Source organism: Marinobacterium jannaschii DSM 6295 (genome assembly GCF_000620085.1).
Taxonomy (GTDB): Bacteria; Pseudomonadota; Gammaproteobacteria; order Pseudomonadales; family Balneatricaceae; genus Pontibacterium; species Pontibacterium jannaschii.
This window is the reverse complement of record NZ_JHVJ01000006.1, coordinates 126,664-150,975: the sequence shown is the minus strand read 5'-3', so window position 1 is coordinate 150,975 and position 24,312 is coordinate 126,664. Positions and strand designations below refer to the sequence as shown.

Here is a 24,312-nt window from a genome sequence, read left to right as displayed (position 1 = left end):
CGCTTTCCGCTTTCCGCTTTCCGCTTTCCGCTTTCCGCTTTCCGCTTTCCGCTTTCCGCTTTCCGCTTTCCGCTTTCCGCTTTCCGCTTTCCGCTTTCCGCTTCCTGGGATTGGTTGTTAACGATTGGCCAAAAAGTTCAATCAACTGCAGTAAATATTAATGGAAGTATTGCAAATAAAAACCATTATCATTAGTATTCGCGCAAAATTAAGCCAGTGTACAGGAAATGGTTATGAAGAAGGTTGTTGCGCCAAAGCGCCTGGCGATAGCGGTCGCCTCTGCGACGGCTAGCGTGTTCGTCATGCCCGTTTGGGCTGACGGGACGGAGGAGACGGTTGAACAAAATGCCATACAGGTGGTTGGTCGCGCACAATCACTCTACCGGATCGAAGCATCCAGTATGGCAACGCGGACTGAGACCGAGCTGGAAAAGATCCCGCAGTCGGTTCAGGTGATTCCCAATGAGCTGATTGAAGACCAGGCCGCACGCAAAATTACCGACCTGTACCAGAACATCGCCGGTGTGAATGCCTTCAGTTACTCCGGCGTGACCTTCCGAGGCTTCCGTCAGGATGAGATTCTCTATGACGGCGTAAAAGGCGATCCTTTCAATGGCTTCGCGGTACCGCAGCTGTTCAATATCGACCAGGTGGTGGTACTGAAAGGGCCGGCGGGTGCGATGTATGGCGGCGCTGATCCGGGTGGTCTGATCAACTACGTCACAAAAAAGCCGGAGTATGAAGAGAACCGACAGGTAGAGGTTGCCATTGGTAATGACAGTTTCTTTAGTACTTCACTGGAGATGACCGGCGCCGCCAACGAGCAGGAGACGCAGGCTTACCGTCTGGGTATCTACAACGCCTCGGAAGAGCCGTTCCGTAATAACACCGATGAAGATAACACTATCGTCGACCTTGGCTACCGTTTTGACTTCAGCGACGAGACCAACCTGGTACTGCAATACACCGATATCAAGCAGGCTCTGGGCGGTGCCCGCCTGCGTGGCGTACCGGTCGATGATAACGGCAGTTTCCTTACCGATATCAACTGGAACCATAACGAGGCGGGAGATTTTCAGGATCTGAATGCCCAGGTGGTGCAGGCGCGTCTGAAGCATGCCTTTGACGACAGCCTTCAGCTGGATCTGACCACCCGCTATTTCCAGAATGAAGAGCTGCAGAACTACCATGAACCGCGTGGCCTGGTGGATACCAATAGCGACGGTATTGCTGACTTCAGTCATCGTCAATTTCGAAATCAGAAGCGTGAAAATGAGGGAATATCCATTACCGCTAATCTGGTTAAGGAGCTGAGCGTAGGTGATACCGAACATGTATTGCTGTTTGGCGGGGATTGGTACCGCCACGATTACAAAGCTAACCTGCGAACGGCCAAGCAGCAAAGCAAGGATGGTCCCGTTCCAGGGCTTGATCTGCAGAATCCGGTCTATGGCCTGACCTCTGCGGCCGACTACAGTCTGGATACTCTGACGCCTACTTTGCAGGACACGCGAAGCGATCGCTACGGTATTTACTTACAGGATCAGATTGCTCTGACCGAGCAGTGGGGCCTGACATTGGGGGCGCGCTACGATAAGTTTGATGATGAAGATCGCATCGCTAACAGCAGTTTTAAGGACAGCGATGTGACCTACCGCATCGGTACCACCTACAACATCAACGATACCTTCTTCCCCTATGCCCTATATGGCACTGGCTTTAAGCCACAGTCGGCCAGCAGTCAGTCTGCAAATGCCGGTGGTCCTTTTGAACCGGAGACCAGCGATATTATCGAACTGGGTGTACGGACCCATCTGCTGGATAACCGCCTGGCGCTGAATGCCGCCACCTACCGTATCCGTCGCCGCAATATCCTGCAGGCTGATCCCGCTGGTGATGTGAACAATGATGGTACTGATGACCTGGTGTCGATTGGTGAAGTCGAAAGTAATGGCTTCGAGTTGGAACTGACCGGCGACCTGACGCCGAACTGGGTGGCAACCGCCAGCTACGCCTATAACGATGCACGGGTGAAGCAGTCCTCAGAGCAGACCCGAAATTCGGTACCGGACACGGATAAGTTTGCCAATGCGCCACAGAACACCTTCGGTCTATGGACCCGTTATGGTTTTCCGGCAATCGATTCTTCCATCGCTATGGGAGTGGACTATGTCGATGAACAATTCAGCCTCAGTGGCCAGCGGGTGAAGCCATATTCGGTATATAACCTGAGCTGGCAGACCGAGTATCAGGATTGGTTGTTGCAGCTGAACGTGAAGAACCTGTTCGACAAAGAGTACGCCAGCAGTGGTTTCCTCTCCCGTTCCGGCCACTTTCCGGGGGAACCGCGCCGGGTTTACCTGAGCGCAACCTACAACTTCTGATTCAACAGGCTGATCGCTACCTATGCATCCGAAACAATGGCTGCGCCTGCATACCTGGGCGGGCATGGTGCTCGGCAGCCTGCTGTTGCTGGTGTGCCTCAGTGGCACACTGGCAACACTCAGCTTCGAGATCGAATACCTGCTGGATAAGAAGCATCGGGCACTGGCACCGCGTCAGGGGCAAACGGATTTTGCCGCCCTGCAGCGCTCGCTGGAACAGCAATATCCCGGTAGTCAGGTGAAGTCGGTTTACCTGCATCCGGCAGACTACCTCGCCGGAGAGGTCTGGCTGACGACAACGGACGAGCCGTTCCGGTATATCTATTTCGATGCCAATACAGGGCAGTTACTGGGTGAAGGTGGCTGGGGACGGGTGCGTCGCTTCCTGCGTAACCTGCATATGAATCTTTCACTGGGTAATGGCGGTAAATGGCTGGTTACCGGTCTGAGCCTGCTGTTGCTGATCAGTCTGGTATCCAGTTTTTCTGTCTACCAGAAGTGGTGGCGACAGTTCCTGCGTAAACCGCGCAGCCTGAAGCTATGGCAGCGTGGAAGCTGGTCGGACTGGCATAAGCTGGTCGGAGTGTGGGGCTGGTGGTTCAGCGCCCTGATCATGCTGACCGGGTTGTGGTATCTGGCCGAAAAAGTGCTGCAAACGGCCACAGTAGCGCACTATCCCACAGCACCTGCCGTGATCGCTCTGGAGACTGATCAGCGTCCCGGGCTGGGGGCGATTGCTTCGATTGCCCGCCAGGCGCTGCCGGGATTGGATGTCACGACGATCCAGTATCCCGCCCGTGGCGATCAGGCAATAAGGGTCTATGGCCAGCGCGGCGACCTGCTGGTGCGGGACCGCGCCAGCCGGGTTTACCTGCATCCCGCCAGTGGCGAGGTGCTGCAGGTACAGACTGCGGCAGATCTCAGCCTGCTGTCACGGATCGTCGACACGGCAGACCCACTGCACTTCGGTAACTTTGCCGGACTGGGCGTTAAGCTATTATGGGCGCTGGGCGGGCTGGCATTGAGCTTTATGGTGGCTGCCGGGCTCTGGATGAGCTGGCTGCGCGTCAGGCGCAAGCGTCCGACTGTGCGACGCTGGCTTGGTACCTCCGGCAGCTTTGCGCTGATACTGTCGCTGCTGGCCATCGTTCTAACCTGCCTGACCTTCCAGCAGGGGCCGGAAAAGGCCCCGCTGTACTCGCCCGTGCTTGCTACAAGCCCGCCAGCGGCCATGCCATCCCTGATGCCGCGGCCGGAGCAGCCGGAGGCCTGACAAAAGGTGAGCTGCAGGTGCTGATTCGGCGTAAGATACCCGCTACAGACAGGGACTGATAAGTGAGGAGATATCAGTATGTTGTGGGTAAAAACCTTTCATATTCTGGCGATGACCAGCTGGATGGCAGGGATTTTCTACCTGCCACGAATCTTTGTGCATTTTGTCGAAGGGCGCGAGGCGGGGCAGGATGTGGCGCGGCTGGAGATTATGGCCAACAAGCTGTTTGGCTTTATGACCATTATGGCGCTGTTCACCCTCGGGTTGGGACTCTGGCTCTGGTTGGGATACGGTTTCAGTGGCGGCTGGCTGCACGCCAAACTATTTTTCGTATTGCTGCTGATCGGTTACCACTACTGGTGCCTGAGTTACCTGAAGCAGCTGCGAGCCGGTACCCTGGATAAGAGCGGTCGTTACTTCCGCCTGTTCAATGAGCTGCCGCTACTGATCTTTATCCCGATCCTGATCTTTGTGGTGGTGAAGCCATTCTGAGTCGGCCGTGCAGTACGGATAAGCCCGCCCGGTGAACGCCAGGCGGGCTTTTTTATACCGGCTGGCGGATATATCTGCTACACATTCAGTAACGGATTTTTCACAGGGGAAGCGGCATGGGCGCATATATTCTGGCGATCGATCAGGGAACCACCAGTTCACGGGCGATCCTGTTTGATCTGCAGGGACAGGTGGTGGCGCTGGCTCAGCAGGCGTTTAAGCAGCACTTTCCCGCCGATGGCTGGGTCGAGCACGATGCCGAAGAGATCTGGCAGAGTTGCCTCAGCTGCGTGCGCGAAGTACTGACCAAGGTCTCTTTTGGTGCCGATCAGATCCTCTCGCTGGGGATAACCAATCAGCGCGAAACCACTGTCCTCTGGGACCGGGCCACGGGCGAGCCGGTCTGCCCGGCGATCGTCTGGCAGGACCGGCGTACCGCTGAACAGTGTCGCGAGCTACAGGCAACGGGGTATGAAACTCTGATCAGCCAGCGTACCGGGCTGTTAGCAGATCCCTATTTCTGTGCCACCAAGCTGCAGTGGATGCTGGATAATGTGCCTGGCGCGCGTGAGCGGGCGGAAAAGGGTGAACTGGCGTTCGGTACCGTGGACAGTTTTCTGTTGTGGCGGCTGACCGGTGGCGCCATACATGCCACTGATGCCAGCAACGCCTCCCGCACTCTGCTGTTCGATATCCATCGCCAGTGCTGGGATGAGGAACTGCTGCAGCTGTTTCGAATCCCCCGCAAGCTGTTGCCGGAGGTAAAAGACAGTGCCGATGATTATGGTCGCACCCTGCCGGAGCTGTTTGGCGGTGAGATCCGCATCGGGGCATTGATCGGTGACCAGCAGGCGGCGCTGGTGGGGCAGGCATGCTTCGAGCCGGGGATGGCTAAGAGTACCTATGGCACCGGTTGTTTCCTGATGCTGAATAGCGGGCATGAGCCGCTGCAGTCGGATCATCGCCTGCTGACCACCGTGGCGTACCGCATCAATGGTGAGGTGTGTTACGCCCTTGAGGGATCGATCTTTATTGCCGGGGCGGCGATTCAGTGGCTACGTGACGGCCTGCACCTGATTGAGCGTGCGTCACAGTCGGAGCAGCTGGCGCAGCAGACCGATGAGGCGCACGGCGTTTATCTGGTACCGGCTTTTACCGGACTGGGAGCACCTTACTGGGACCCTGACGCCCGGGGCGCGCTGTTTGGTCTGACCCGGGATACCGGTATTGCCGAGCTGGTCACGGCCGGGCTGGAAGCCGTGTGCTATCAGAGCTGTGATCTGCTGCAGGCGATGAAGGGAGATGGTCTGAGGCCGCAACAGCTGAAGGTGGATGGCGGTATGGCGGCGAATAACTGGTTATTGCAGCGGCTGGCTGACCTGAGCGGTTGCGAGGTCTTGCGGCCTCAGGTTATCGAGACGACCGCCTGGGGGGGCTGCATCACTGGCGGCGTTGCAGGCCGAGGCATTTGAGTCGCTACAGGTGTTGGCGGAGCGCTGGCGTTTTGAACGCTGCTTTGAGCCGGGCTGGTCTGCCGAGCGGCGGACGTCGCGTTACCAGGGCTGGCTGGACGCGGTGGCACGGGTGCGCAGCTGATGCCGGATCAGGCGTCAGCTGCGGGTGCCTGTGAATCCAGCTTTTGCTGCAGTAACCCGATGCGGGCTTCCAGTCGGTCGGCACCGTCGCGCAGCTGATCGACCTGTTCCAGAAAACCCTCTACCTCCGGACGGGCCGGAATCAGGCCGGATTCCTCTTTCAGGTACTCTTCGAAATTCATCATCAGGCTGCTGGCCGCTTGCTTGTAACTGCTGCCTTTCCAGCGCAGCAGTTCGGCCAGCTGGTGGGCCGGCAGGTCGCCGATCAGGTCACCCAGTTTCTCTTCCCAGTCGATATGGGCGCTGCTGAGTATATTCTGAAAGCGGGTCGCCAGCGCACTGTCGCCACGGATCTGAATGCCTTTGCCAAACATCGCATCCGCCTTGTCGGGGCTGCTGAGCAGACGCAGGAAATCGGCAGGCGAGCCGCTCAGGGTGACGTCGGCATCGCCGGCGTAATCCTGCTGGATCTGCAGGCCCTCATTATGCGGAATCAGGCAGAGGTGGAAGACCGGATTGTCGATCTCAATCGCAATGACCTTACCCTGGAGGGACTGCAGCTGGTTCAGTGTGGCCTGATCCTGTTGCAGTAACTGGTTACAGCCCTGTTCTGCGAGGGTAAGCAGTGTGGCATTGAGCATCGACAGCATGGTGATCTCCTCAGGGCTTGATGCCGGTGTGCAGGGCAACGATACCGCCGGTCATATTCTGGTAGCGGCAGTTACTCAGGCCGGCCTGTTCCATCATGCTTTTCAGGGTTTCCTGATCCGGGTGCATGCGGATTGACTCTGCCAGGTAGCGGTAGCTTTCCGCATCATTGGCGATGATCTGTCCCATCTTCGGCAGCAGGTTGAAGGAATAGAAGTCGTAGGCTTTGGTCAGCAGCGGATTATCGGTCTTGGAGAATTCCAGCACCATCAGCTTACCGCCCGGCTTCAGTACCCGTGCCATCGAACGCAGTGCGGCGTCCTTATCGGTAACGTTACGCAGGCCGAAGGCGATGGTGATGACATCAAAGTAGTTGTCGGGAAACGGCAGGCATTCGGCATTGGCCTGAACGAATTCGACATTTCCGGTCACGCCCTTATCGAGCAGCTTGTCACGGCCCACTTTCAGCATGGAGTCGTTGATATCGGCCAGTACCACTTTGCCGGTCGGGCCGACCAGGCGGGAGAAACGCATGGTAAGATCGCCGGTTCCGCCGGCAATATCCAGCACGCGACCGCCGGTACGTACGCCACTCTGTTCGATGGTCATCCGCTTCCAGATACGATGAACGCCGCCGGACATCAGGTCGTTCATTACATCGTATTTCGCCGCAACGCTGTGGAAGACATCGGCAACACGCTTAACCTTCTCTTCGGTGTTTACCTGCTGGTAACCAAAGTGGGTGGTGTTATCTTTCTGCTGATCAGTCATGCTGGACCCGAGTGCTTAAATTCAAGATGGCTACATTTTACAGAGCGGCGGAAACTTTGTCGCCTCTACCCATTGATCTGGTGTCGTGCGGGCGTAAAAAAGCCCGGCTTGGGTGGCCGGGCTTTCGGGGGAGCGCATTGTCCGTGTCAGTTAACTGACTCAGCCAATGCCTATCAGGCCGCCGTCACGGCTTTCGCCGGCGTCGGCCAGTGCCTTGAGATACTTGTCCCAGTAAGCATCATGGTTATGGGACAGGTCGTAGAGGTAATCCCAGGTGTAGAGGCCGCTGTCATGGCCATCATCAAAGATGATCTTCAGGGCGTAGTTGCCGACCGGCTCGACCCCGTTGATCGCCACGAACTTTTTCTTAACCTGCAGGGTTTCCTGCCCTTTACCGTGGCCCCGCACCTCGGCGGAGGGCGAGTGTACGCGCAGAAACTCCGCCGTCAGCTCATAGCGTTCGCTACCGTAGCCCAGTTCAAGCGTGCGTGACTTCTTGTGCAGCTTAATATCGTCCGGAAAATGTGATGTTGCCATAGCAGCCTCGACGGGTGTGGTTACAGGATGTAGTGGCTCAGGTCTTCGTCCTGGCTCAGCTCGCCCAGGGCCTGGTCGACATAGGCCTTATCGATATTGATCGTCTGACCGGCCTTGTCTGCTGCCGTGAAGGACAATTCTTCCAGCAGCCGTTCCAGCATCGTGTGCAGGCGACGGGCACCGATATTCTCGGTGCTTTCATTGACATCGAAAGCCAGCTCAGCCAGACGACTGATCCCTTCTTCGGCAAACTCGACAGTGACGCCTTCGGTTGCCAGCAGGGCGCGGTACTGTTCGGTCAGGGAGGCGCTTGGCTCAGTCAGGATGCGGCGGAAGTCATCCGGCGTCAGGGCGCTCAGTTCAACACGGATCGGCAGGCGGCCCTGCAATTCCGGAATCAGGTCGGAAGGTTTTGCCAGATGGAAGGCGCCGGAGGCGATAAACAGGATATGGTCGGTTTTGACCATGCCGTATTTAGTGTTGACGGTGCAGCCTTCGATCAGCGGCAGCAGGTCGCGCTGTACGCCTTCGCGGGAAACGTCGCCGCCCCCGGTATTTTCGGTGCGCTTGCAGACCTTATCGATCTCATCGAGGAAGACGATGCCGTTCTGTTCAACAGAATCGATCGCCTTCTGCTTCAGGTCATCTTCCTTCACCATCGCAGCGGCTTCTTCGTCGACCAGCAGCTTGAAGGCTTCTTTGACCTTCAGGCGACGGCTCTGCTTACGGCCACCGCCCATATTGGAGAACATGTTCTGCAGCTGGCTGGTCATCTCCTCCATGCCTGGCGGTGTCATGATCTCGACGCTGGCCTGTGGCGGCGCGACTTCGACATCGATCTCTTTGTCATCCAGCTGGTGTTCGCGCAGTTTCTTACGGAACACCTGACGGGTGGCACTGTCTTCGCGGCTTGGCTCTTCACCGAATCCGGCGCGGGCCGGTGGCAGCAGGGCATCAAGGATGCGTTCTTCGGCGGCTTCCTCGGCGCGGAAACGGACTTTCTCCATCTCCTGCTCGCGCAGCATCTTGATCGACATATCCATCAAGTCGCGGACGATGGTCTCAACGTCACGGCCGACGTAGCCAACTTCGGTGAACTTGGTGGCTTCTACCTTGATAAAAGGAGCATTTGCCAGCTTCGCCAGGCGTCGCGCAATCTCGGTCTTACCGACACCGGTCGGACCGATCATCAGAATATTCTTCGGTGTTACTTCGGCGCGCAGCTCATCGTTCAGCTGCATACGACGCCAGCGGTTACGCAGGGCGATTGCGACGGAGCGCTTGGCATCAGCCTGACCAACAATATGGCGGTCCAGTTCAGAGACGATTTCACGAGGGGTCATATTGGACATGGGGTTCTCCTGCCGGATCAGGCTTCAGCTTCCAGCGTTTCGATTGTCAGGTTGTCGTTGGTAAAGACACAGATGCCGGCAGCGATATGCAGGCTCTTCTCAACGATGTCACGTGCGGCTAGTTCGGTGTTGTCAGTCAACGCACGGGCTGCGGCCAGGGCGAAGTTGCCGCCGGAGCCGATGGCAATAACGCCGTCTTCAGGTTCGATGACGTCGCCGTTACCGGAGATCAGGTAGGTCTTCTCGCTATTGGCAACCAGCATCAGCGCCTCAAGGCGGCGCAGGGCGCGGTCGCTGCGCCATTCACGGGCCAGGTGGATACAGGCGTTGGTGATGTTGCCGTGATGCTTTTCCAGTTGTTGCTCGAACAGATCACGCAGGGTGATCGCATCAGCGGTGGAGCCTGCAAAGCCGGTGATCACCTGGTGTTTTGGCAGCACATTGACCTTTTTAGCGGTTCCCTTCATAACGGTGTTGCCCAGGGAAACCTGGCCGTCACCGCCAACAACCACTTGGTCACCACGGCGAACGGATACGATTGTTGTCATCAGATGCTCCAGTCTTTATTGAATCTATGCAGCAAAGATGGAGGCGTTCAACAGGATTTCAAGTTCAGAAACTGATTTGCTGCTCAATCTGTTGTTGCAATTGGTCGAGGTCTTCGCGGCTTGGGCTGAGGATCGCAGCACTACCCTGTTGCAACGGGATGATGCGGCCGTGCAGTTTCTGCAGCCTGAATTCGGACACAGCAGTTTTCTCCAGCGCGGGCATCAGAAACAGGCTGGCCCGGCTGTTGGCGGTTTTTACCGTCAGGTGCAGGCTTTTGTTCCCGGCCACGTCACAGGCTCCGGCATAGCTGATGCCGGGAATCGGCTGATCAATCTTATATCCCAGCCGGCTGGCGGCATTGGCCACCCACTGCTGCTGCACCGGGCCATCTGCATACAGGCTGACCAGTTCGTGATTCAGGTGTGCCAGCAGCGCCTGGGGCAGGTCGGGTGTAGCGGGGCGCGGATACAGCTGCAGGGTTACTGCCAGAATCAGCGCGGCGGCGATAGCGCTGCCCGCGATGGCCTTTACGAAAGGCCGGCGGCGCGGACCTTGTTTCAGGCGTTGCGCCAGGTCTCCGGGTGGTGTTATCCGGGTTGCCTGTTGCAGGCTATGGTCCAGCTGGCGTGCCTGGTCCAGCCAGCGCAGGCGCTGGGGGTTGCCAGCTGCTGCATCGAGTAGCTGTTGATCCGCTGTTTCACCGCTCAGTACGCGGCGGCGAAATTCCAGGTCATTCATATCCGCTCAGATCACTCCCCGTTGCGGTGCGGTTATCGCTGTATCGCTGTTCAGGGTCTGGCTCAGCTGCAGTCGCGCCCGGTAGAGGCGGGATTGCACGGCCGATTCTGTTATCTCCAGCGACTTGGCTATTTCGCCGATACTGTAGCCTCCCAGTACCTGCATTAGCAATGGCTCAAGATAGCCGCTTTCCAGCCTGAGCATCGCCTTCTGTAACTGATGGCGTTGCAGTTCGGTATCGGCACAGTAAGGATCACTGAACCTTTCATCCTGTGCCAGTTCTTCGTCCAGCGCCATTTCGTTATGACCATTACTGCGTTTATCCAGCCAGCGCAGGTGCTCCCGGCGCAATATGGTGATCAGCCAGCTACGGCCACAAACCTCCTTTTCCAGCTGGTCCAGATGCTTCCATGCCCGAACGTAAACCTCCTGCACCAGATCTTCAGCACGCGCCGGGCATCGGGTGAGCCAGCAGGCGTAGCTGTAAATCGCGCTGTGGTGCTGGTCAACCAGGTCGTCAAAGCGACTGCGGCTACGCCAGCGAAGAAGCTGTTTTATTCCCATGACATTGTCTTTTTTATAGCGGGGGTATCGGATAAGAGGTGCTGGACAAAAAAAAATTCAAAAATTTTGCGAGGTTTTTTGGCCTGACCGGGTCTTTACTTATGAGGCCTGCATAAAAGCGGTGATTTGCTGGCAGGTGTAACCCAACTAGATACGAAATCCGTATGGAGATTTTTAATATGAAACGTCGTGATGCACTTAAGTCCGCAGCAGTAGCAGGTGTTCTGGCCATTGGCATGACTGCAGCCTCTTCCGCAATGGCGGGTAAGCCGGGTATGGAAAAATGCGCCGGTATCGTAAAAGCGGGTATGAATGATTGTGGGACTGCCAGCCATGGTTGCGCCGGTCAGGCAGCAAAAGATGGCGTCGCAGATGAATGGGTTTATGTACCTGAAGGTACCTGCAGCAAAATCGTGGGTGGCTCGGTCGTCAGCAAGAAGAGCTAACACCGCTTAAGAAGGCCGGAAGAGCGTGACTCGTCCGGCTTTTTCCGGCCTGAATGTTCGACAGGGAGTATCTCAGCGTGCAAAACAGGATCGAAGGTGTGGGGCTGGGGCTGCGAAGCTGCCACTATCAACATATCCTCAGTCATAAGCCCCGCGTGCCCTGGTTTGAGGTGATGACCGATAACTATATGGGTGCAGGCGGCCAGCCACACCAGTATCTGGAGCAGATCCGTCAGCGGTATCCTGTCACCTTTCATGGTGTCGGCCTGTCACTGGGTTCGGCGGCACCACTGAATAAAGAATACCTGCATAGACTGAAAGAACTGGTGGATATCTATCAGCCGGCCTGGGTATCTGAACACCTGTGCTGGTGTGCCAGTGATGAATACAACAGTCATGAGTTACTGCCTCTGCCCTATACCGAACTCTGTGCCCGTCACCTGGCGGAAAGGATCGATCAGGTGCAGAACTGCCTCGGCCAGCGACTGGTAGTGGAGAACCTGTCCAGTTATGTCACCTTCGCCGAATCAGAGATGAGCGAGTGGGAGTTTGTCAGCCTGATCTGTCAGCTGGCGGACTGCGACCTGCTACTGGACGTGAATAATGTCTATGTCAGTGCCACTAACCACGGTTTTAGCGCGGCTGACTACATCAGCGGCGTACCGGCGAAGCGGGTGCGCGAGATCCATCTGGCAGGGTTTGAGGACCAGGGCGATCTGTTGCTCGACAGCCACAGCCGGCCGGTTTATGACGCTGTCTGGGACTTATACCGGCAGGCGCTCGAACGCGTTGGGCCGGTGCCGACACTGATCGAGTGGGATAACGATATTCCCGGATTTGAAGTGCTGGAAGCCGAAGCGGAGAAAGCCCGCGCCATCGCGGCCCAAACGGCCGGGGAGGTGAGTTGTGCTGGCTGAGTTCCAACGGCAGTTTCTGCGCGCGATCTATGACGGCAAGCCGATCTCTGCGGCTCAACTGCAGGCGAATGCACTGGGGCGCAGCGCCGAGCATTGCCTGATGGCCTATAGCGACAGCGTACAGGCGACGCTGTGTAAGGCCCTGGCGGAGATCTACCCGGTGGCCCGGCAGTTTGTCGGTGAACGATTCTTTGATGCGCTGGCGATGCGCTATGTGCAGCAACACCCTTCAGAGGTCACGCGGCTGGACGATTATGGCGAGACCTTCAGTGATTTTTGCACCGGATTCGAGCCGGTGCAGCAGGTGCCCCACCTGCCCGCGTTGCTGGCGCTGGAGTGGGCCTGGCACCGGGCTTTCCACAGTGCGGATTCGCAGGCATTTGATTTTGCAGCCTTCGCCGTGGCGGCCGAACAACAGGCCGGTCGGCTGCGCTTCGTTCTGAGTGATCAGCTGAGTCTGGTGGCCGCCGGCTTTCGGGTCGATCAACTCTGGCTTTGCCATCAGCCTCAGTGGCCTGACGGACAGTTGCCGGATCTTGAAGCGCCGGTGCAGTTGGTGATCCACCGGCCGGGTCGGGAGGTGTTTATTGAGCCTGTCGATGCCGAAGAGTTTTCGATGCTGGAACATCTGCTGGCAGATCCCGGCCTGGAAGGGCTATGTGATCTGCTCGGGGAAAATGTGGCTGTGCTGTTGCCCAGGGCGATTGAGCACGGCTGGATCTGTGGATTTGAACTGGAGAACGATGAATATGCAGGCACTGATCAGTCAGTTTAACCGCCTCCGCCCGTTGGAGATGCCGTTGCAGGAGGTATTCAGCCTGGTCTTGCGGGTATGGATCTTCCGGGTGTTTTTTCTCTCCGGACTGACCAAGATTAAGAGCTGGTCCACCACCATGACACTGTTTGAATATGAGTACAGCGTGCCGCTGCTGTCTCCGCAAGTGGCGGCGGTGATGGCCACAGCCGGAGAGCTTGTTCTGCCGGCACTGCTGTTGCTCGGCCTGCTCGGACGTTTCAGCGCCGCGGGACTGTTCGTACTGAACCTGGTGGCGGTGCTGTCCTACCCTGATATCAGTCACGCGGGTGTGCAGCAGCATATTATGTGGGGCGTGATGCTGGCGTATTTCGTCTGCTTCGGGCCCGGCCGGCTGTCGCTGGATAACCTCCTCTATCGCCGCTTCTCGCGCGATTAAACCTTCTTCGGAGGCCTGCTGAACAGGGCCTCCGTTTTTTCTGCCTTACCCTTAGCCGTGAGCCCTGGCCTACTGCCTGATCTGCATCGGTTCGATATTCATCCGCACCAACTTGTCATAGGCTTTGTTCAGTCGCGAACGGGAGTCAAACGGGCCGGTACGTACCCGGTACCAGGTGGTGCCGTTGCTGCTGACTGACTTGCTGGTATGTACGTTAGGCAGACCCTGTAGCAGCAGGTTGGCACGCATCCGGTCGGCATCGGCCGCAGAGCGGAAAGAGCCGGTCTGCAGCAGGTATTTGTACTTTGTCTTTTCTGCCTTGGGTGTCGACTTGTACTTGCTCGGGTCTGAAGTGGTGACTTCGCTTTCCGGCAGCATCTTGTAGAACTCGAAGCGGGTCTTGTCATCACCCTGGGCTTCCACCACTGGCTGCTTTTTTACCTCTGGCATAAGCGGCTTAGGCTTGGGCTTCAGTTCCACCGATTGTGGCTTTGGCGCAGTCGGGCTGACCTGGGTCAGAGAGTAGAGCAGGTAGCCAAGACCGCCAGCCAGCGCCAGGGTGATCACCAGCTTGCCCAGTGGCAACGGGCGGCGCTCCGGTCGGGCGGCAGCTGCGGCTTTATCGTTGTTGCTGCGTTTCGCCGGGGCCTTCCTGGCAGGAGCTTTGGCTTTATCCGGTGCTGTACGCTTGGCCGGCGCGGCTTTTTTAGGGGCACTGCGACTGGCGGAATTGGATTTTTTGGGTCGGGAGGCAAAATCCTTACGGGCGGCCATAGTTTACCTGTGCTCCGGAATAGCGAATCGGTGGTGTTCAGTTTTAGATGACCAGCTGGGTGCTGAGTGCCGTTTTCCGACCTCGCTGATCTGAATTTGTTCCTGAAATCAGTGGCTTCCTGCCAAATAGCCGAAGCGTGCGCAGGCATCCGTTGTGCCGCTACGCTGGCCAGCGTTTGCCAGCTAAGCATGCTGATATGGCGACAATATTAAGCGCGGCCGGTCTGATTCGGGGGCTATTATCCCCTGAGAGGAGGGAGGCCCGCAAGCCGGTACTGGCTGCGGGCCTGAGCACAGGGAGTGCGGATCAGATGCTGAAGCGGGTCAGCAGCGACTGCTGGGCCTGAGCAAAGTTAAGCAGTTCATTGCTGCTGTTGGCCGCCAGTTCTGCACCGGATGAGGTGTCGGCTGCGGCGGTATTAATGGTGGTGAGGTTGCGGCTTACTTCCTCAACTGCCTGGCTCTGTTGCTGCGCCGCTTCGGCGATCTGGGTGTTCAGGTCGCGGATATTGGCAATCGCTTCATTCATGCTCTGCAGCGACTGACGGGAGGTGTTGGCATGGCCGACACACTGCTCCGCCTGGTCATAGCTGACCTGCATTACAGATACTACCTGCTTGATGCTGGACTGCATATTCTCGACCATCTGCTGAATCTCCTGGGTGGAGTTCCGGGTGCGGCTGGCCAGTTCGCGTACTTCGTCTGCGACCACCGCAAAACCACGACCGTGGTCACCGGCACGGGCTGCCTCGATGGCGGCGTTCAGGGCCAGCAGGTTGGTCTGTTCGGCGATGGCGTGGATGGTCTCCAGGATGGCATCGATCTCGGTGCTGTACCCGGCCAGCTCATTGCTGACATCGACGGCCTGGTTTATGCCGGACGCCTGGGTCTGGATGCTGGTGAGGGTCTCTTCCACATAGCGATTCACTTCGATGCTGAGGCTTTCGCAGGCATGAACGGCTTCCAGTGTGGTACCGCTGTGATCGGCCACTTCGGCGACACTGCTTTCCAGTTCGGTGGCGGCAGACGCGGTCATCTCCAGTTGCTGGCTCTGCTGGGTCATGGAGTGGGTGGTCTGCATGCTGATCTCGGCATTCTGACCGGCGACCTCAGAAAGGCGGCCGGATCCGCTGGAGATCTGTTGCAGGATATCTTTCAGGCTATTGACCACGGCATTCAGTGACGCGCCCAGAGCGCCAAATTCATCCTTGCGGCTCTGATCGAATTCAACCTTCAGGTCGCCATCCTGGACCCGGGCCAGCAGGGTCTGTATCTGCGCCAGCGGGCGGCGGATGGTGTTGATCGTAATCACGGCAACCAGCAGGGCAACGATGACTGAGCCGGCTGCCAGCGCCAGCACCAGGGTACGGCTCAGGGTGCTGGCTTCATCGGCTTCCACCTTGGCATGTTCGGCAAGCCCCTTGGCGCTGTCGATAAAGGCATTGGCCGCCGCACGTGACTGCTCCAGTTTCTGATGAGTGCTGCTGATCTGACGCTTCAGCTTGATATCCGTGTCGTGCAGCTGGATATAGAGGCTGATCAGGCCTTCCTTACCGAAAAACTGATCGTTGACGGCACTGACCAGGGTTTCGATCTGAGAGGCTTTCTTATCTTCCTTTACGAACGCTTTATACTTGCTGACAAGGTCGTCACGCGTCGATTCCAGGTCGGCTTTAAGGCCTTCGATATCGCCGGAACGCTTAAAGTTAATCAGCTGGAAACGGTGGGTGCTGAGTGCGCGCGTCATGCCACGGGCGGCGATAATGCCGTTCAGGTTCTGGCCGTTGCTGATATAGCGTTGCGCCCAGGAGGAGATGGCATCGCTCTGCCCCTGAAAGCGGATCTCCTCTTCGACTACCTGCTGCTTCAGCTTCAGCTCGACGCTGTGCAGGTCCATCACGATACGGGCCGCAGAGGCAAATTCACTGCTCTGCTGGCGCATCTGGGTGACGACGCTGTTCAGCTCTGAGTTGCTGTCCAGCTGGTCTGCGACTTCGTCGAGATTCTGGTTATAGGTCGACAGATGATTTTCAAATCCGGCCCGTTCTGTCTTGATGATTTTTTCGTCATCATGGGCGAGCACGCTGAACAAGGCCTGATTGGCCTGTTGCAGCTCGATCATCTGATTGAAGCTCCTGACGAGGGTTGGCAATGCATCGTCAGTAACATGGTTGAGACGTTGTTTGATGCTGTCGTTACCGACGAGACCGCCGGCACTCACCACCAGTATAAAAATCACCATGGATATGAAACCCAGAGTGATCTTCTGAGTGACTTTTAAGCTCATTATTCCCTGTACTCCGCTTATTGTTTTTATTGGGGGCCAGGCGCGCACTCCGCTGGAGCGAGTCGCATGTTCCCTTACTGAAGATAGATTTGTGATGGTTCCGGCTAACCGGCACAGCTATTACAGTTCAGCCCTCACTGTATCGGCTGTGCTTTGTCGATCATTAGCGACCACTCCGAAAATGTCATCGATCCCATCAGTCGGGGGATCGGGCCGTCACGGTCTTATCCTCAGCATGCGTAAGATAAATGTATTAGCTTGAATCATGCGATGCAACGAGTTTAAAACACGTCAATAGGATCTACGTCTATAGACCAGCGTACCTTGCGTGCTTCTTTCTGTTGTTCGAGGTAAGTGCAGAGGGTTGTCAGCAACTGGTGCAGCGAGGTGCGCTGCTCGGACTGGATCAGTAACTGGGCGCGGTGCATCCCGGCGCGCTTTTCCATCGGGGATGGAAAGGGGCCGAGCCAGTGGGCATCGTCATGCAGCAGGATATCCTCCTCCAGCTGGTGCCTGACGGCGCCGAGGAACGCTTCCGCCCGTCCTTGCTGGGTGGCTTCGGCCCTGAGTAAGGCAAGATGTCGAAACGGTGGCAGGGCGGCCTGTCGCCGGGTGCTGAGTTCCTGGAGCGCAAAGGCGTAGTAGCCCTGATGAATCAGGTGCTGCAGGGTAGGGTGGTCGGCGTGGTGGGTTTGCATCACGACATGGCCGGGATGTTCGGCCCGTCCGGCGCGCCCGGCAACCTGCAGAATCAGCTGGGCGGTGCGTTCCATACCCCTGAAGTCGGCGCTGAACAGGCCGCCGTCGGCGTTCAGGATCACCACCAGGGTCACTTTGGGAAAGTGGTGGCCTTTGGCCAGCATCTGGGTGCCGACCAGAATACAGGGCCCGCCATGATGCACCTGTTCCATAATATGTTTCATGGCATCTTTGCGCTGGGTGCTGTCCCGGTCGACCCGGATCACCGGGTAACCCGGAAACAGGCGGTTGAGGCTGTCCTCACTGCGTTCGGTGCCCACTCCGACCGGCTTCAGCTGGTCACTGCCGCAATCCGGACAGCGGTAAGGGATTGCGGTCTGGCTGTCGCAGTGATGACAATGCAGGTGTGGCGGCGAACGGTGCAGAGTCATCTTGGCATCGCAGCGCTGGCAGTCGGCGATCCAGCCGCAATCATGGCAGTGCAGGCTGGGAGCAAAGCCGCGACGGTTCAGAAACACCAGTACCTGGGTGCCGGAGGCCAGGGTTTCTCCGATACGCCGGATCAGTCCGGGTGCCAGTCCGTCCTGCAGCGGTTCGTGGCGGATATCCAGCAGCTCGAATCCGGGCGCTTTGGCATTACCGGCCCGTTGCGTCAGGCGTAACCACTGGTAGCGCTCGTGGATGGCATTGTTCAGGGTTTCCAGTGATGGTGTGGCACTGCCCAGGATCACCGGAATCTTTTCGCGCTGGGCGCGAATGACCGCCAGGTCCCGTGCCGAGTAGCGGTAGCCGTCCTGCTGCTTAAAGGAGGCATCGTGCTCTTCATCGACAATAATGATGCCCGGCTGTTTAAAAGGCGTGAAGATGGCCGAGCGGGTACCGATGACAATACAGGCTTCGCCATCCCGGGCCTTGAGCCAGGCATCCAGGCGCTGGCGATCGGTCATATTGGAATTCAGCGCCACTACGGGGACGGCAAAGCGGGCTTTAAAACGCTGTACGGTCTGTGGTGTCAGCCCGATCTCGGGCACCAGTACCAGTGCCTGGGCGCCGCTTGCCAGTACTTTTTCGATCGCCTGCAGGTAGACCTCGGTCTTGCCCGAGCCGGTAATGCCTTCCAGCAGAATCGGGTTGAAGCCGCTGTCCGGCGAGATCCGATCCAGAGCGTTCTTCTGTTCAGCGTTCAGCGGCAGTGATGGCTCACGCAATAGCTGAACGCCGCTTAGCGGCTGAAGTTGGCGCGGGTTAACAAACTGTTCCGCCAGCTGTTTTTCCTGCAGGGTCTTGAGTAACTGGGTGTTGCCGCCCTCGGCCCGGATCGCATCGCTGCTGATTCCGTTGGGATGCTCCAGCAGCAGCTGCAGCAGTTCGCGCTGACGCCGGGCTGTTTTTCCCAGTGAGTCAGGGTGAGCCTCGGCACAGGCGCGCCAGAGGTGTTCGTGGGCGTGCTCGCAGGGCGCCCCTTTACGCAGTAACACCGGAATCGCCTGATGCAGGGCGTCGCCGATCGGGTGTTGATAGTACTGCGCGGCCCAGCTGGCCAGTTTGAACAGGTGTGGCGGTAATAACGGTTGCTGATCGAGGATCTCAAGGGCGGCCTTGATCCGGCTGGAAGGCAGCTCCGTTTCGTGGACGACTTCGAACAGGATGCCGATCAGTTCCCGGTTGCCGAAGGGAACACGAACACGAATGCCGGGTCTGAGTGTATTGACGTCAATATCCCGGGGAGGGAAATAGTCAAACAGCCGCCGTAACGGACTCGGGATGGCAAGGCGCAGTAGTTCCATGGTGCTCCGGGCTGCTGGGGTTATCGCTTTTCTGGCGCGCCAGTTTAGGCAGTTTGCCGATGGGGTGAAAGAGTTCTGTTATGTGAGGCCTGTCTATTGTTAAAACAGGCGTTGAATTCATGCTGACTATTATTGCAGCAGTTCTGCGAGCTGCGTATAATTGCGCGCCTGACTTGCAGCAGGGCTGGAACCCGATTCCGTCACCTGCCAGAAAATTTACCGACTCAGTGCGGTGCCCGGCAACGATGACCGGGTGGCGGCACAACAAAACTGAGGTTTCTCATGAAAGCTGATATCCATCCGAATTACAAAGAAATTACTGCATCCTGCTCTTGCGGTAATGAAATCAAAACCCGCTCTACCGGCGGCGACCTGCACCTGGACGTATGCTCCGCGTGCCACCCGTTCTACACTGGTAAGCAGAAAGAAGCTACCAGCGGTGGTCGCGTAGATCGCTTCAACAAGCGTTTCGGCGGTCGTGCTCTGAAGAAGTAATTAATGCTTCTGATGATCGTAAAAAAGGCACTCCTGATGAGTGCCTTTTTTATTGCCTGCCATCCGGCTCAGGCTGAACGTTGTCCTGAGCCAGCGGCCACTCAGCGGGTTACCGTCAGCCACGTTTTCGATGGTGATACAGTGGCATTGAAAGACGGCCGCCGGGTCCGTCTGATCGGCATCAATACCCCGGAGGTCGGGCGCCAAGGCCAGCCGGATCAGCCCTATGCCGTCAAAGCCCGGCAGAGGCTGCAGCAGCTGGTCCGGCAGGGTGTACTGCTGCAATATGGCTATGACCGTAAAGACCGCTATGGTCGGGTGCTGGCGAACCTGTACCGACCGGATGGGCGTAGTGTTGTTGAAATACTGCTACGTGAAGGTCTGGGCTTTATGGTGGCTATTCCTCCTAACCTGAGACTGCATTCATGCTTGTTGGCCGCAGAGCAAGATGCCAGAACAGCGGTTCGGGGTGTCTGGGATAGCCGGCTGGCCCGGCCGGTGGCTGCTGCCGCTTTGCGTCGGGGCGGCTATCAGCGGGTTTCTGGACAGGTTTCCGGGTTAAGTAAAGGCAGTAAAGGCTGGTTTCTGGTGCTGGATGGTCAGCTGACAATCCGCCTGAGTCCCGAACTGGCTTCGTCGTTATCAGATAAGTGGCGGCAGCGGCTAAGCCGGGGTCGCAAGATTGTCGTATCTGGCTGGATTATTGATCGGAATCATAGAAAATCGTCCTCTTCGCGCAGTGGGAAACGCTGGTTTCTCAACCTGAGCCATCCCTCTCAACTTGAGCTGCAGCCCTGATACTGCAAGGGTTACAGCGCAATTGTTTTTTAGGCCTCTATACTTCCGTGCTGGTTGTGAGGGTAAGACCTTTTGCTATATGATCCCAAGTTCGTCTTTTGTTAACTACTTTGGAACAGCAACCATGTCTGAAGATATGAAACAAGCCGCTCTTGATTATCATGAGTATCCCCGTCCGGGCAAAATCAGCGTGGAACTAACAACCTCCGCTGAGTCCGCACGTGATCTGGCTCTGGCCTATAGCCCGGGTGTAGCAGAACCGGTCCGCGAAATCGCTAAGGATCCGGAAAATGCTTACCGCTACACTGCTAAAGGCAATCTGGTCGCGGTTATTTCCAACGGTTCCGCTATTCTGGGTCTGGGTGACCTGGGACCACTGGCTTCCAAGCCGGTAATGGAAGGTAAAGCACTGCTGTTCAAGAAGTTTGCCGGTCTGGACTCTGTCGATATCGAAGTGGACGCAGAAAGCCCACAGGCTTTCATTGATACCGTTGCCCGCATTGCGGAAACATTTGGTGGTATCAACCTGGAAGATATCAAGGCACCTGAGTGCTTTGAAATTGAGCGTGCACTGATCGAACGTTGTAACATTCCGGTCTTCCATGACGACCAGCACGGTACCGCTATCGTTACCGCTGCAGGCATGATTAACGCGCTGGAGATTGCTGGTAAAGAACTCTCTGAAGCGTCTATCGTCTGCCTGGGTGCTGGCGCTGCCGCCAACGCTTGTATGAAGCTGTTGGTAAATATGGGAGCGAAAGTAGAAAACATCTACATGCTAGACCGTAAGGGTGTGATCCACTCTGGTCGCGATGATCTGACTCCGGAAAAAGCTGCTTTTGCAACTGAAACCGAGAAACGCACTCTGGACGATGCAATTGAAGGCGCTGACGTTTTTGTTGGCCTGTCCGGCCCGAACCTGCTGTCAGCTGAGCAGCTGGCAAAAATGGCTTCCAGCCCAGTTGTATTCGCCTGTGCAAACCCTGATCCGGAAATCCGTCCTGAACTGGCCCACGAAACCCGTGATGACGTCATCATGGCAACTGGCCGTTCTGACTTCCCGAACCAGGTAAATAACGTTCTGGGCTTCCCATTCATCTTCCGTGGCGCAATGGACGTACGTGCTACTGCGATCAACGAAGAGATGAAAGCTGCCGCCGTTCGCGCTATTGCTGAACTGGCTAAAGAGCCCGTACCTCAGGAAGTACTGACTGCTTACGGCCTGGATTCTCTGGAATTCGGTCCTCAGTACATCATTCCTAAGCCGACTGACAGCCGTCTGCTGGGTGCCGTATCCGGCGCTGTGGCGCAGGCTGCTATCGATTCCGGCGTGGCAAAACACGGCCTGCCGGCGCACTATCCTCTGACGACTGCCGCAGACCTGAAATAAGGTTGCAGTAACTGAGGTAGAAAGAACCCGGCCAAAAGCCGGGTTTTTTTGTGCCTGGCAGCCACCCGGCATGGCGGGTGGCGTAGGTTAGCAAAGCAGGTCAGAATATATCGTCAGTCGTCGTATTCTGATTCGCGGCTCCGGGAATCTGGGCCATCGCCTGAGGTACATTCTCTTCGCGGAAGTACTCGAATACGGCACCGGGCTGACCCGGATAGGCCAGCAGGCCGGTCGCCGGGTCGATACGTACGCTGACAATACCCTCCGGTGGCAGGGGCGAGCTGGCTGGCTGGCCTTTGAGTGCTACCTGCATAAAGTCTATCCAGATCGGTAATGCCGCCGTGCTGCCGAATTCGCGCCGGCCCAGGTGCTGTGGCTTGTCGTAGCCAACCCAGGCGGATGCGACAATATCCCGGTTAAAGCCAGAGAACCAGGCATCTTTCTGGTCATTTGTGGTTCCGGTCTTGCCTGCCAGGTCTTCCCGGCCGAGGCGCTGGGCTTTACGCCCGGTCCCCCGTTTGATGACATCCTGCATGATGTTGTAGATCAGGTATGCGACCTGAGGCTCCAGAATCCGCTCTGCCAGAGGCAGGTTGGTAATAGGCGCCCCTTCTGCCAGCTGCTGGGGTGGGTTTTCCGGGTCGGAATACTGACAGCCATCACACACGGTGGCCGGTGCGGCACTGAAAATCGTTTCGCCGTTCTGGTCTTCGATGCGCTTAATCAGGTATGGGTCGACGGCGAAGCCTCCGTTGGCAAGGCGGGCGTATCCGGTGACGAGCTGCATCGGTGTCAGGTCTGCCGCACCGAGCGACAGGGTCAGGTTGCGTGGCATTTGCTCTTTGTTGAAGCCAAAGCGCTGGATGTAATCCAGTGTCTTGTTTATCCCCAGTGAGCGCAGGATGCGGATGGAAACCAGGTTGCGAGACTTATACAGTGCTTCGCGTAACCGGGTGGGACCGTAGAACTTGCGGCTATAGTTCTCCGGGCGCCAGCTCGATTCCAGGTTCTTATCGTGAAACACCACCGGTGCATCGTTGATGGTGGTCGCAGGGGTATAGCCATTGTCGAGTGCTGCCGTATAGATGAATGGCTTGAAGTTAGAGCCAGGCTGGCGCAGAGCCTGGGTGGCGCGGTTGAACTTGTTATGTTCAAAGTTAAAGCCACCCACCAGCGCCTGGATGGCACCGTCCTTCGGTTCAAGCGCTACAAATGCTCCTTGGACCCTCGGTATCTGTGTCAGGCGCCACTGCGCTTTATCGTCCTGGCGGATACGGATAACATCGCCCACGTTAACAATGTCAGCGGCCTTTGCCGGTCGGGGACCCTGTGAGTTAACGCTCTTGAAGCGACGGGCCCAGCTGATGCTGTCCCACGGCAGCTCGGTCGATTCGCCATTTTTTCGCAGAACCCGCAGGCCCTGGCCTTTAAGCTCTAGTACTACGGCGGGTTCGATATTGCTGAAAGTCGGGATCGCCTGGAGTTCGCTCAGTACCTGCTCTGCCCCCAGCGCCTCGATCTCAAAGCGCTTTTCCGGTCCGTGATAGCCATGACGCTCGCTATAGGCCAGCAGGCCATCGCGCAGGGCCTGGTTGGCGGCCGCCTGCTTCTGGCTATCGATATTAGTGATAACCCGGAAACCTTCGGTGTAGAGGTCGTCGCCATACTGTTCGAAGAGCTCTGCCCGCACCATTTCGGCCACATAGCGGGCATCCAGTTCGATCTCTGTGCTGTGTTTTTTCGCGGTGACCGGCGCATTGCGGGCTTCTTCGTACTCCTGATCCTCAATAAAGGCGAGGCTGTGCATACGCGAGAGAATCCAGTTGCGTCGCTCCAGTGCCCGGGAAGGGTTTGCCAGCGGGTTGTATGCGGAAGGCGCCTTCGGCAAGCCGGCAATCATCGCCAGCTGTGCTGTCGTCAACTCGCTGATGTCGTTGCCATAATAAACGTTCGCCGCGGCCTGTATGCCGTAGGAGCGATGGCCAAGGAAGATCTTGTTGACGTAAAGCTCGAAGATCTCCTCTTTACTCAATTCTTGCTCGATACGGATTGCCAGCAGGATCTCCATAAACTTACGACTGAACTTCTTCTCCCGGCTGAGGAAGAAGTTCTTCGCTACCTGCATGGTGATGGTCGAACCGCCACTCTGGATTCTGCCACTGCTGGCCAGTTGATAGGCCGCACGCGCGAGGCCCTTAATATCGATGCCCGGGTGTTCGAAGAAGCGGGTATCCTCGGCCGCCAGCACCGCCTCTACAAAGCGCGGCGGGATCTGATCGTAGGTGACCGGTGTGCGGCGCTTCTCGCCGAACTCGGCGATCAGCTTCTCATCGCGGGAGTAAATTCGCAGCGGGGTCTGAAACTTAATCTCACGCAGCGTTTCCACATCCGGTAGTTTTGGCGAGTAGTGATAGTAGGCAGCCACCAGAGCACCCACGCCCAAAAGACCTACAAGAAGGCCGCTAATGGTGAAGAACTTAAGCAGGGAAAGCAGTATGCGCATGATTATCTATAGTTAAGTTTCGGTATCTGATCACTATTATATCGGTTGGTGACCTCTGAACTAACGGGAAAATTGATTTATTTACATGAAAATATACTGCCAATTACCGTAATATGGTCT

The 24,312-nt window shown here is 57.0% G+C and carries 21 protein-coding genes and 1 pseudogene; 11 read left to right on the top strand and 11 right to left on the bottom strand.

Annotated features, from left to right (window positions below):
- Positions 1 to 233: 233 nt before the first annotated feature.
- The 4 genes and pseudogenes from Q354_RS0105590 (at position 234) to glpK (ending at position 5,745) form a co-directional block, all read left to right on the top strand.
- On the top strand, positions 234 to 2,384 hold the full coding sequence (locus tag Q354_RS0105590) for a TonB-dependent siderophore receptor (RefSeq protein ID WP_027856748.1): 2,151 nt from the start codon (positions 234 to 236) through the stop codon (positions 2,382 to 2,384).
- Between the two features lie 22 nt (positions 2,385 to 2,406).
- The gene (locus Q354_RS24745) at positions 2,407 to 3,657 is read left to right on the top strand and encodes a PepSY-associated TM helix domain-containing protein (RefSeq protein WP_051559927.1); all 1,251 of its coding nucleotides are present in this window, start codon (positions 2,407 to 2,409) and stop codon (positions 3,655 to 3,657) included.
- A gap of 78 nt (positions 3,658 to 3,735) precedes the next feature.
- The gene (locus Q354_RS0105580; RefSeq protein WP_027856747.1) at positions 3,736 to 4,149 is read left to right on the top strand and encodes a CopD family protein; all 414 of its coding nucleotides are present in this window, start codon (positions 3,736 to 3,738) and stop codon (positions 4,147 to 4,149) included.
- A gap of 116 nt (positions 4,150 to 4,265) precedes the next feature.
- Positions 4,266 to 5,745 (top strand): annotated as a pseudogene (glpK, locus tag Q354_RS24740) (glycerol kinase GlpK).
- 7 nt (positions 5,746 to 5,752) lie between these two features.
- On the opposite strand, the gene Q354_RS24735 reads toward glpK, so the two are convergent.
- From Q354_RS24735 to Q354_RS0105540, 7 genes are all read right to left on the bottom strand, one after another.
- Entirely contained in the window at positions 5,753 to 6,394 is a 642-nt protein-coding gene (locus Q354_RS24735; protein ID WP_051559926.1) for a ubiquinone biosynthesis accessory factor UbiJ, read from the bottom strand.
- Between the two features lie 10 nt (positions 6,395 to 6,404).
- Positions 6,405 to 7,163 (bottom strand): bifunctional demethylmenaquinone methyltransferase/2-methoxy-6-polyprenyl-1,4-benzoquinol methylase UbiE, encoded by a 759-nt coding sequence (gene ubiE, locus Q354_RS0105565; RefSeq protein ID WP_027856746.1) that lies wholly within the window; start codon positions 7,161 to 7,163, stop codon positions 6,405 to 6,407.
- Positions 7,164 to 7,322: 159 nt separating this feature from the next.
- Positions 7,323 to 7,700 carry a gamma-butyrobetaine hydroxylase-like domain-containing protein gene (locus tag Q354_RS0105560; RefSeq protein WP_027856745.1) on the bottom strand — a complete coding sequence of 126 codons (378 nt, stop codon included), beginning with the start codon at positions 7,698 to 7,700 and terminating at the stop codon, positions 7,323 to 7,325.
- A 20-nt stretch (positions 7,701 to 7,720) separates the two neighbouring features.
- On the bottom strand, positions 7,721 to 9,052 hold the full coding sequence (gene hslU / locus Q354_RS0105555; protein WP_027856744.1) for an ATP-dependent protease ATPase subunit HslU: 1,332 nt from the start codon (positions 9,050 to 9,052) through the stop codon (positions 7,721 to 7,723).
- A gap of 17 nt (positions 9,053 to 9,069) precedes the next feature.
- Entirely contained in the window at positions 9,070 to 9,600 is a 531-nt protein-coding gene (gene hslV / locus Q354_RS0105550) for an ATP-dependent protease subunit HslV (protein ID WP_027856743.1), read from the bottom strand.
- A 64-nt stretch (positions 9,601 to 9,664) separates the two neighbouring features.
- A complete protein-coding gene (locus Q354_RS0105545) occupies positions 9,665 to 10,339 on the bottom strand; it encodes a DUF3379 family protein (RefSeq protein ID WP_027856742.1) in 675 nt (224 codons plus the stop codon).
- Positions 10,340 to 10,345: 6 nt separating this feature from the next.
- Positions 10,346 to 10,903, bottom strand: a complete 558-nt coding sequence (locus Q354_RS0105540; protein ID WP_027856741.1) for a sigma-70 family RNA polymerase sigma factor — start codon at positions 10,901 to 10,903, stop codon at positions 10,346 to 10,348.
- Between the two features lie 179 nt (positions 10,904 to 11,082).
- Between Q354_RS0105540 and Q354_RS0105535 the strand changes: the two genes are divergently transcribed.
- The 4 genes from Q354_RS0105535 to Q354_RS0105520 all read left to right on the top strand — a co-directional run bounded on the left by Q354_RS0105535 (position 11,083) and on the right by Q354_RS0105520 (position 13,459).
- On the top strand, positions 11,083 to 11,349 hold the full coding sequence (locus tag Q354_RS0105535; RefSeq protein WP_036228748.1) for a BufA1 family periplasmic bufferin-type metallophore: 267 nt from the start codon (positions 11,083 to 11,085) through the stop codon (positions 11,347 to 11,349).
- Positions 11,350 to 11,426: 77 nt separating this feature from the next.
- Entirely contained in the window at positions 11,427 to 12,266 is an 840-nt protein-coding gene (bufB, locus tag Q354_RS0105530) for an MNIO family bufferin maturase (RefSeq protein WP_027856739.1), read from the top strand.
- Positions 12,256 to 13,041, top strand: coding sequence for an HvfC/BufC N-terminal domain-containing protein (locus Q354_RS27230; RefSeq protein ID WP_051559925.1), 786 nt, complete (start codon positions 12,256 to 12,258; stop codon positions 13,039 to 13,041). Before bufB ends, Q354_RS27230 begins: the two co-directional genes overlap by 11 nt.
- Positions 13,010 to 13,459, top strand: coding sequence for a DoxX family protein (locus tag Q354_RS0105520; RefSeq protein ID WP_211252217.1), 450 nt, complete (start codon positions 13,010 to 13,012; stop codon positions 13,457 to 13,459). Before Q354_RS27230 ends, Q354_RS0105520 begins: the two co-directional genes overlap by 32 nt.
- 69 nt (positions 13,460 to 13,528) lie before the next feature.
- On the opposite strand, the gene Q354_RS28850 is transcribed toward Q354_RS0105520, so the two are convergent.
- From Q354_RS28850 to Q354_RS0105505, 3 genes are all read right to left on the bottom strand, one after another.
- A complete protein-coding gene (locus Q354_RS28850; RefSeq protein WP_051559924.1) occupies positions 13,529 to 14,233 on the bottom strand; it encodes an SPOR domain-containing protein in 705 nt (234 codons plus the stop codon).
- Between the two features lie 307 nt (positions 14,234 to 14,540).
- Positions 14,541 to 16,520 carry a methyl-accepting chemotaxis protein gene (locus tag Q354_RS0105510; protein ID WP_027856737.1) on the bottom strand — a complete coding sequence of 660 codons (1,980 nt, stop codon included), beginning with the start codon at positions 16,518 to 16,520 and terminating at the stop codon, positions 14,541 to 14,543.
- A gap of 281 nt (positions 16,521 to 16,801) precedes the next feature.
- Positions 16,802 to 19,006 (bottom strand): primosomal protein N', encoded by a 2,205-nt coding sequence (locus Q354_RS0105505; protein WP_027856736.1) that lies wholly within the window; start codon positions 19,004 to 19,006, stop codon positions 16,802 to 16,804.
- Between the two features lie 282 nt (positions 19,007 to 19,288).
- On the opposite strand from Q354_RS0105505, the gene rpmE reads away from it, so the two are divergent.
- From rpmE to Q354_RS0105490, 3 genes are all read left to right on the top strand, one after another.
- Entirely contained in the window at positions 19,289 to 19,501 is a 213-nt protein-coding gene (gene rpmE / locus Q354_RS0105500; protein ID WP_027856735.1) for a 50S ribosomal protein L31, read from the top strand.
- Between the two features lie 36 nt (positions 19,502 to 19,537).
- Complete coding sequence (locus Q354_RS0105495) at positions 19,538 to 20,299, top strand: thermonuclease family protein (protein WP_169828860.1); 762 nt, start codon at positions 19,538 to 19,540, stop codon at positions 20,297 to 20,299.
- Positions 20,300 to 20,423: 124 nt separating this feature from the next.
- A complete protein-coding gene (locus Q354_RS0105490) occupies positions 20,424 to 21,689 on the top strand; it encodes a malic enzyme-like NAD(P)-binding protein (RefSeq protein ID WP_027856733.1) in 1,266 nt (421 codons plus the stop codon).
- A gap of 100 nt (positions 21,690 to 21,789) precedes the next feature.
- Here Q354_RS0105490 and Q354_RS0105485 read toward each other — a convergent pair whose 3' ends face one another.
- Entirely contained in the window at positions 21,790 to 24,192 is a 2,403-nt protein-coding gene (locus tag Q354_RS0105485; RefSeq protein ID WP_027856732.1) for a penicillin-binding protein 1A, read from the bottom strand.
- Positions 24,193 to 24,312 lie beyond the last annotated feature (120 nt).

Coding starts and splice junctions, on each gene's coding strand:
- Q354_RS0105590 (WP_027856748.1), top strand. CDS start 234: ATGAAGAAGGTTGTTGCGCCAAAGCGCCTGGCGATAGCGGTCGCCTCT.
- Q354_RS24745 (WP_051559927.1), top strand. CDS start 2,407: ATGCATCCGAAACAATGGCTGCGCCTGCATACCTGGGCGGGCATGGTG.
- Q354_RS0105580 (WP_027856747.1), top strand. CDS start 3,736: ATGTTGTGGGTAAAAACCTTTCATATTCTGGCGATGACCAGCTGGATG.
- Q354_RS24735 (WP_051559926.1), bottom strand. CDS start 6,394: ATGCTGTCGATGCTCAATGCCACACTGCTTACCCTCGCAGAACAGGGC.
- ubiE (WP_027856746.1), bottom strand. CDS start 7,163: ATGACTGATCAGCAGAAAGATAACACCACCCACTTTGGTTACCAGCAG.
- Q354_RS0105560 (WP_027856745.1), bottom strand. CDS start 7,700: ATGGCAACATCACATTTTCCGGACGATATTAAGCTGCACAAGAAGTCA.
- hslU (WP_027856744.1), bottom strand. CDS start 9,052: ATGTCCAATATGACCCCTCGTGAAATCGTCTCTGAACTGGACCGCCAT.
- hslV (WP_027856743.1), bottom strand. CDS start 9,600: ATGACAACAATCGTATCCGTTCGCCGTGGTGACCAAGTGGTTGTTGGC.
- Q354_RS0105545 (WP_027856742.1), bottom strand. CDS start 10,339: ATGAATGACCTGGAATTTCGCCGCCGCGTACTGAGCGGTGAAACAGCG.
- Q354_RS0105540 (WP_027856741.1), bottom strand. CDS start 10,903: ATGGGAATAAAACAGCTTCTTCGCTGGCGTAGCCGCAGTCGCTTTGAC.
- Q354_RS0105535 (WP_036228748.1), top strand. CDS start 11,083: ATGAAACGTCGTGATGCACTTAAGTCCGCAGCAGTAGCAGGTGTTCTG.
- Q354_RS0105520 (WP_211252217.1), top strand. CDS start 13,010: ATGAATATGCAGGCACTGATCAGTCAGTTTAACCGCCTCCGCCCGTTG.
- Q354_RS28850 (WP_051559924.1), bottom strand. CDS start 14,233: ATGGCCGCCCGTAAGGATTTTGCCTCCCGACCCAAAAAATCCAATTCC.
- Q354_RS0105510 (WP_027856737.1), bottom strand. CDS start 16,520: ATGAGCTTAAAAGTCACTCAGAAGATCACTCTGGGTTTCATATCCATG.
- Q354_RS0105505 (WP_027856736.1), bottom strand. CDS start 19,006: ATGGAACTACTGCGCCTTGCCATCCCGAGTCCGTTACGGCGGCTGTTT.
- rpmE (WP_027856735.1), top strand. CDS start 19,289: ATGAAAGCTGATATCCATCCGAATTACAAAGAAATTACTGCATCCTGC.
- Q354_RS0105495 (WP_169828860.1), top strand. CDS start 19,538: ATGAGTGCCTTTTTTATTGCCTGCCATCCGGCTCAGGCTGAACGTTGT.
- Q354_RS0105490 (WP_027856733.1), top strand. CDS start 20,424: ATGTCTGAAGATATGAAACAAGCCGCTCTTGATTATCATGAGTATCCC.
- Q354_RS0105485 (WP_027856732.1), bottom strand. CDS start 24,192: ATGCGCATACTGCTTTCCCTGCTTAAGTTCTTCACCATTAGCGGCCTT.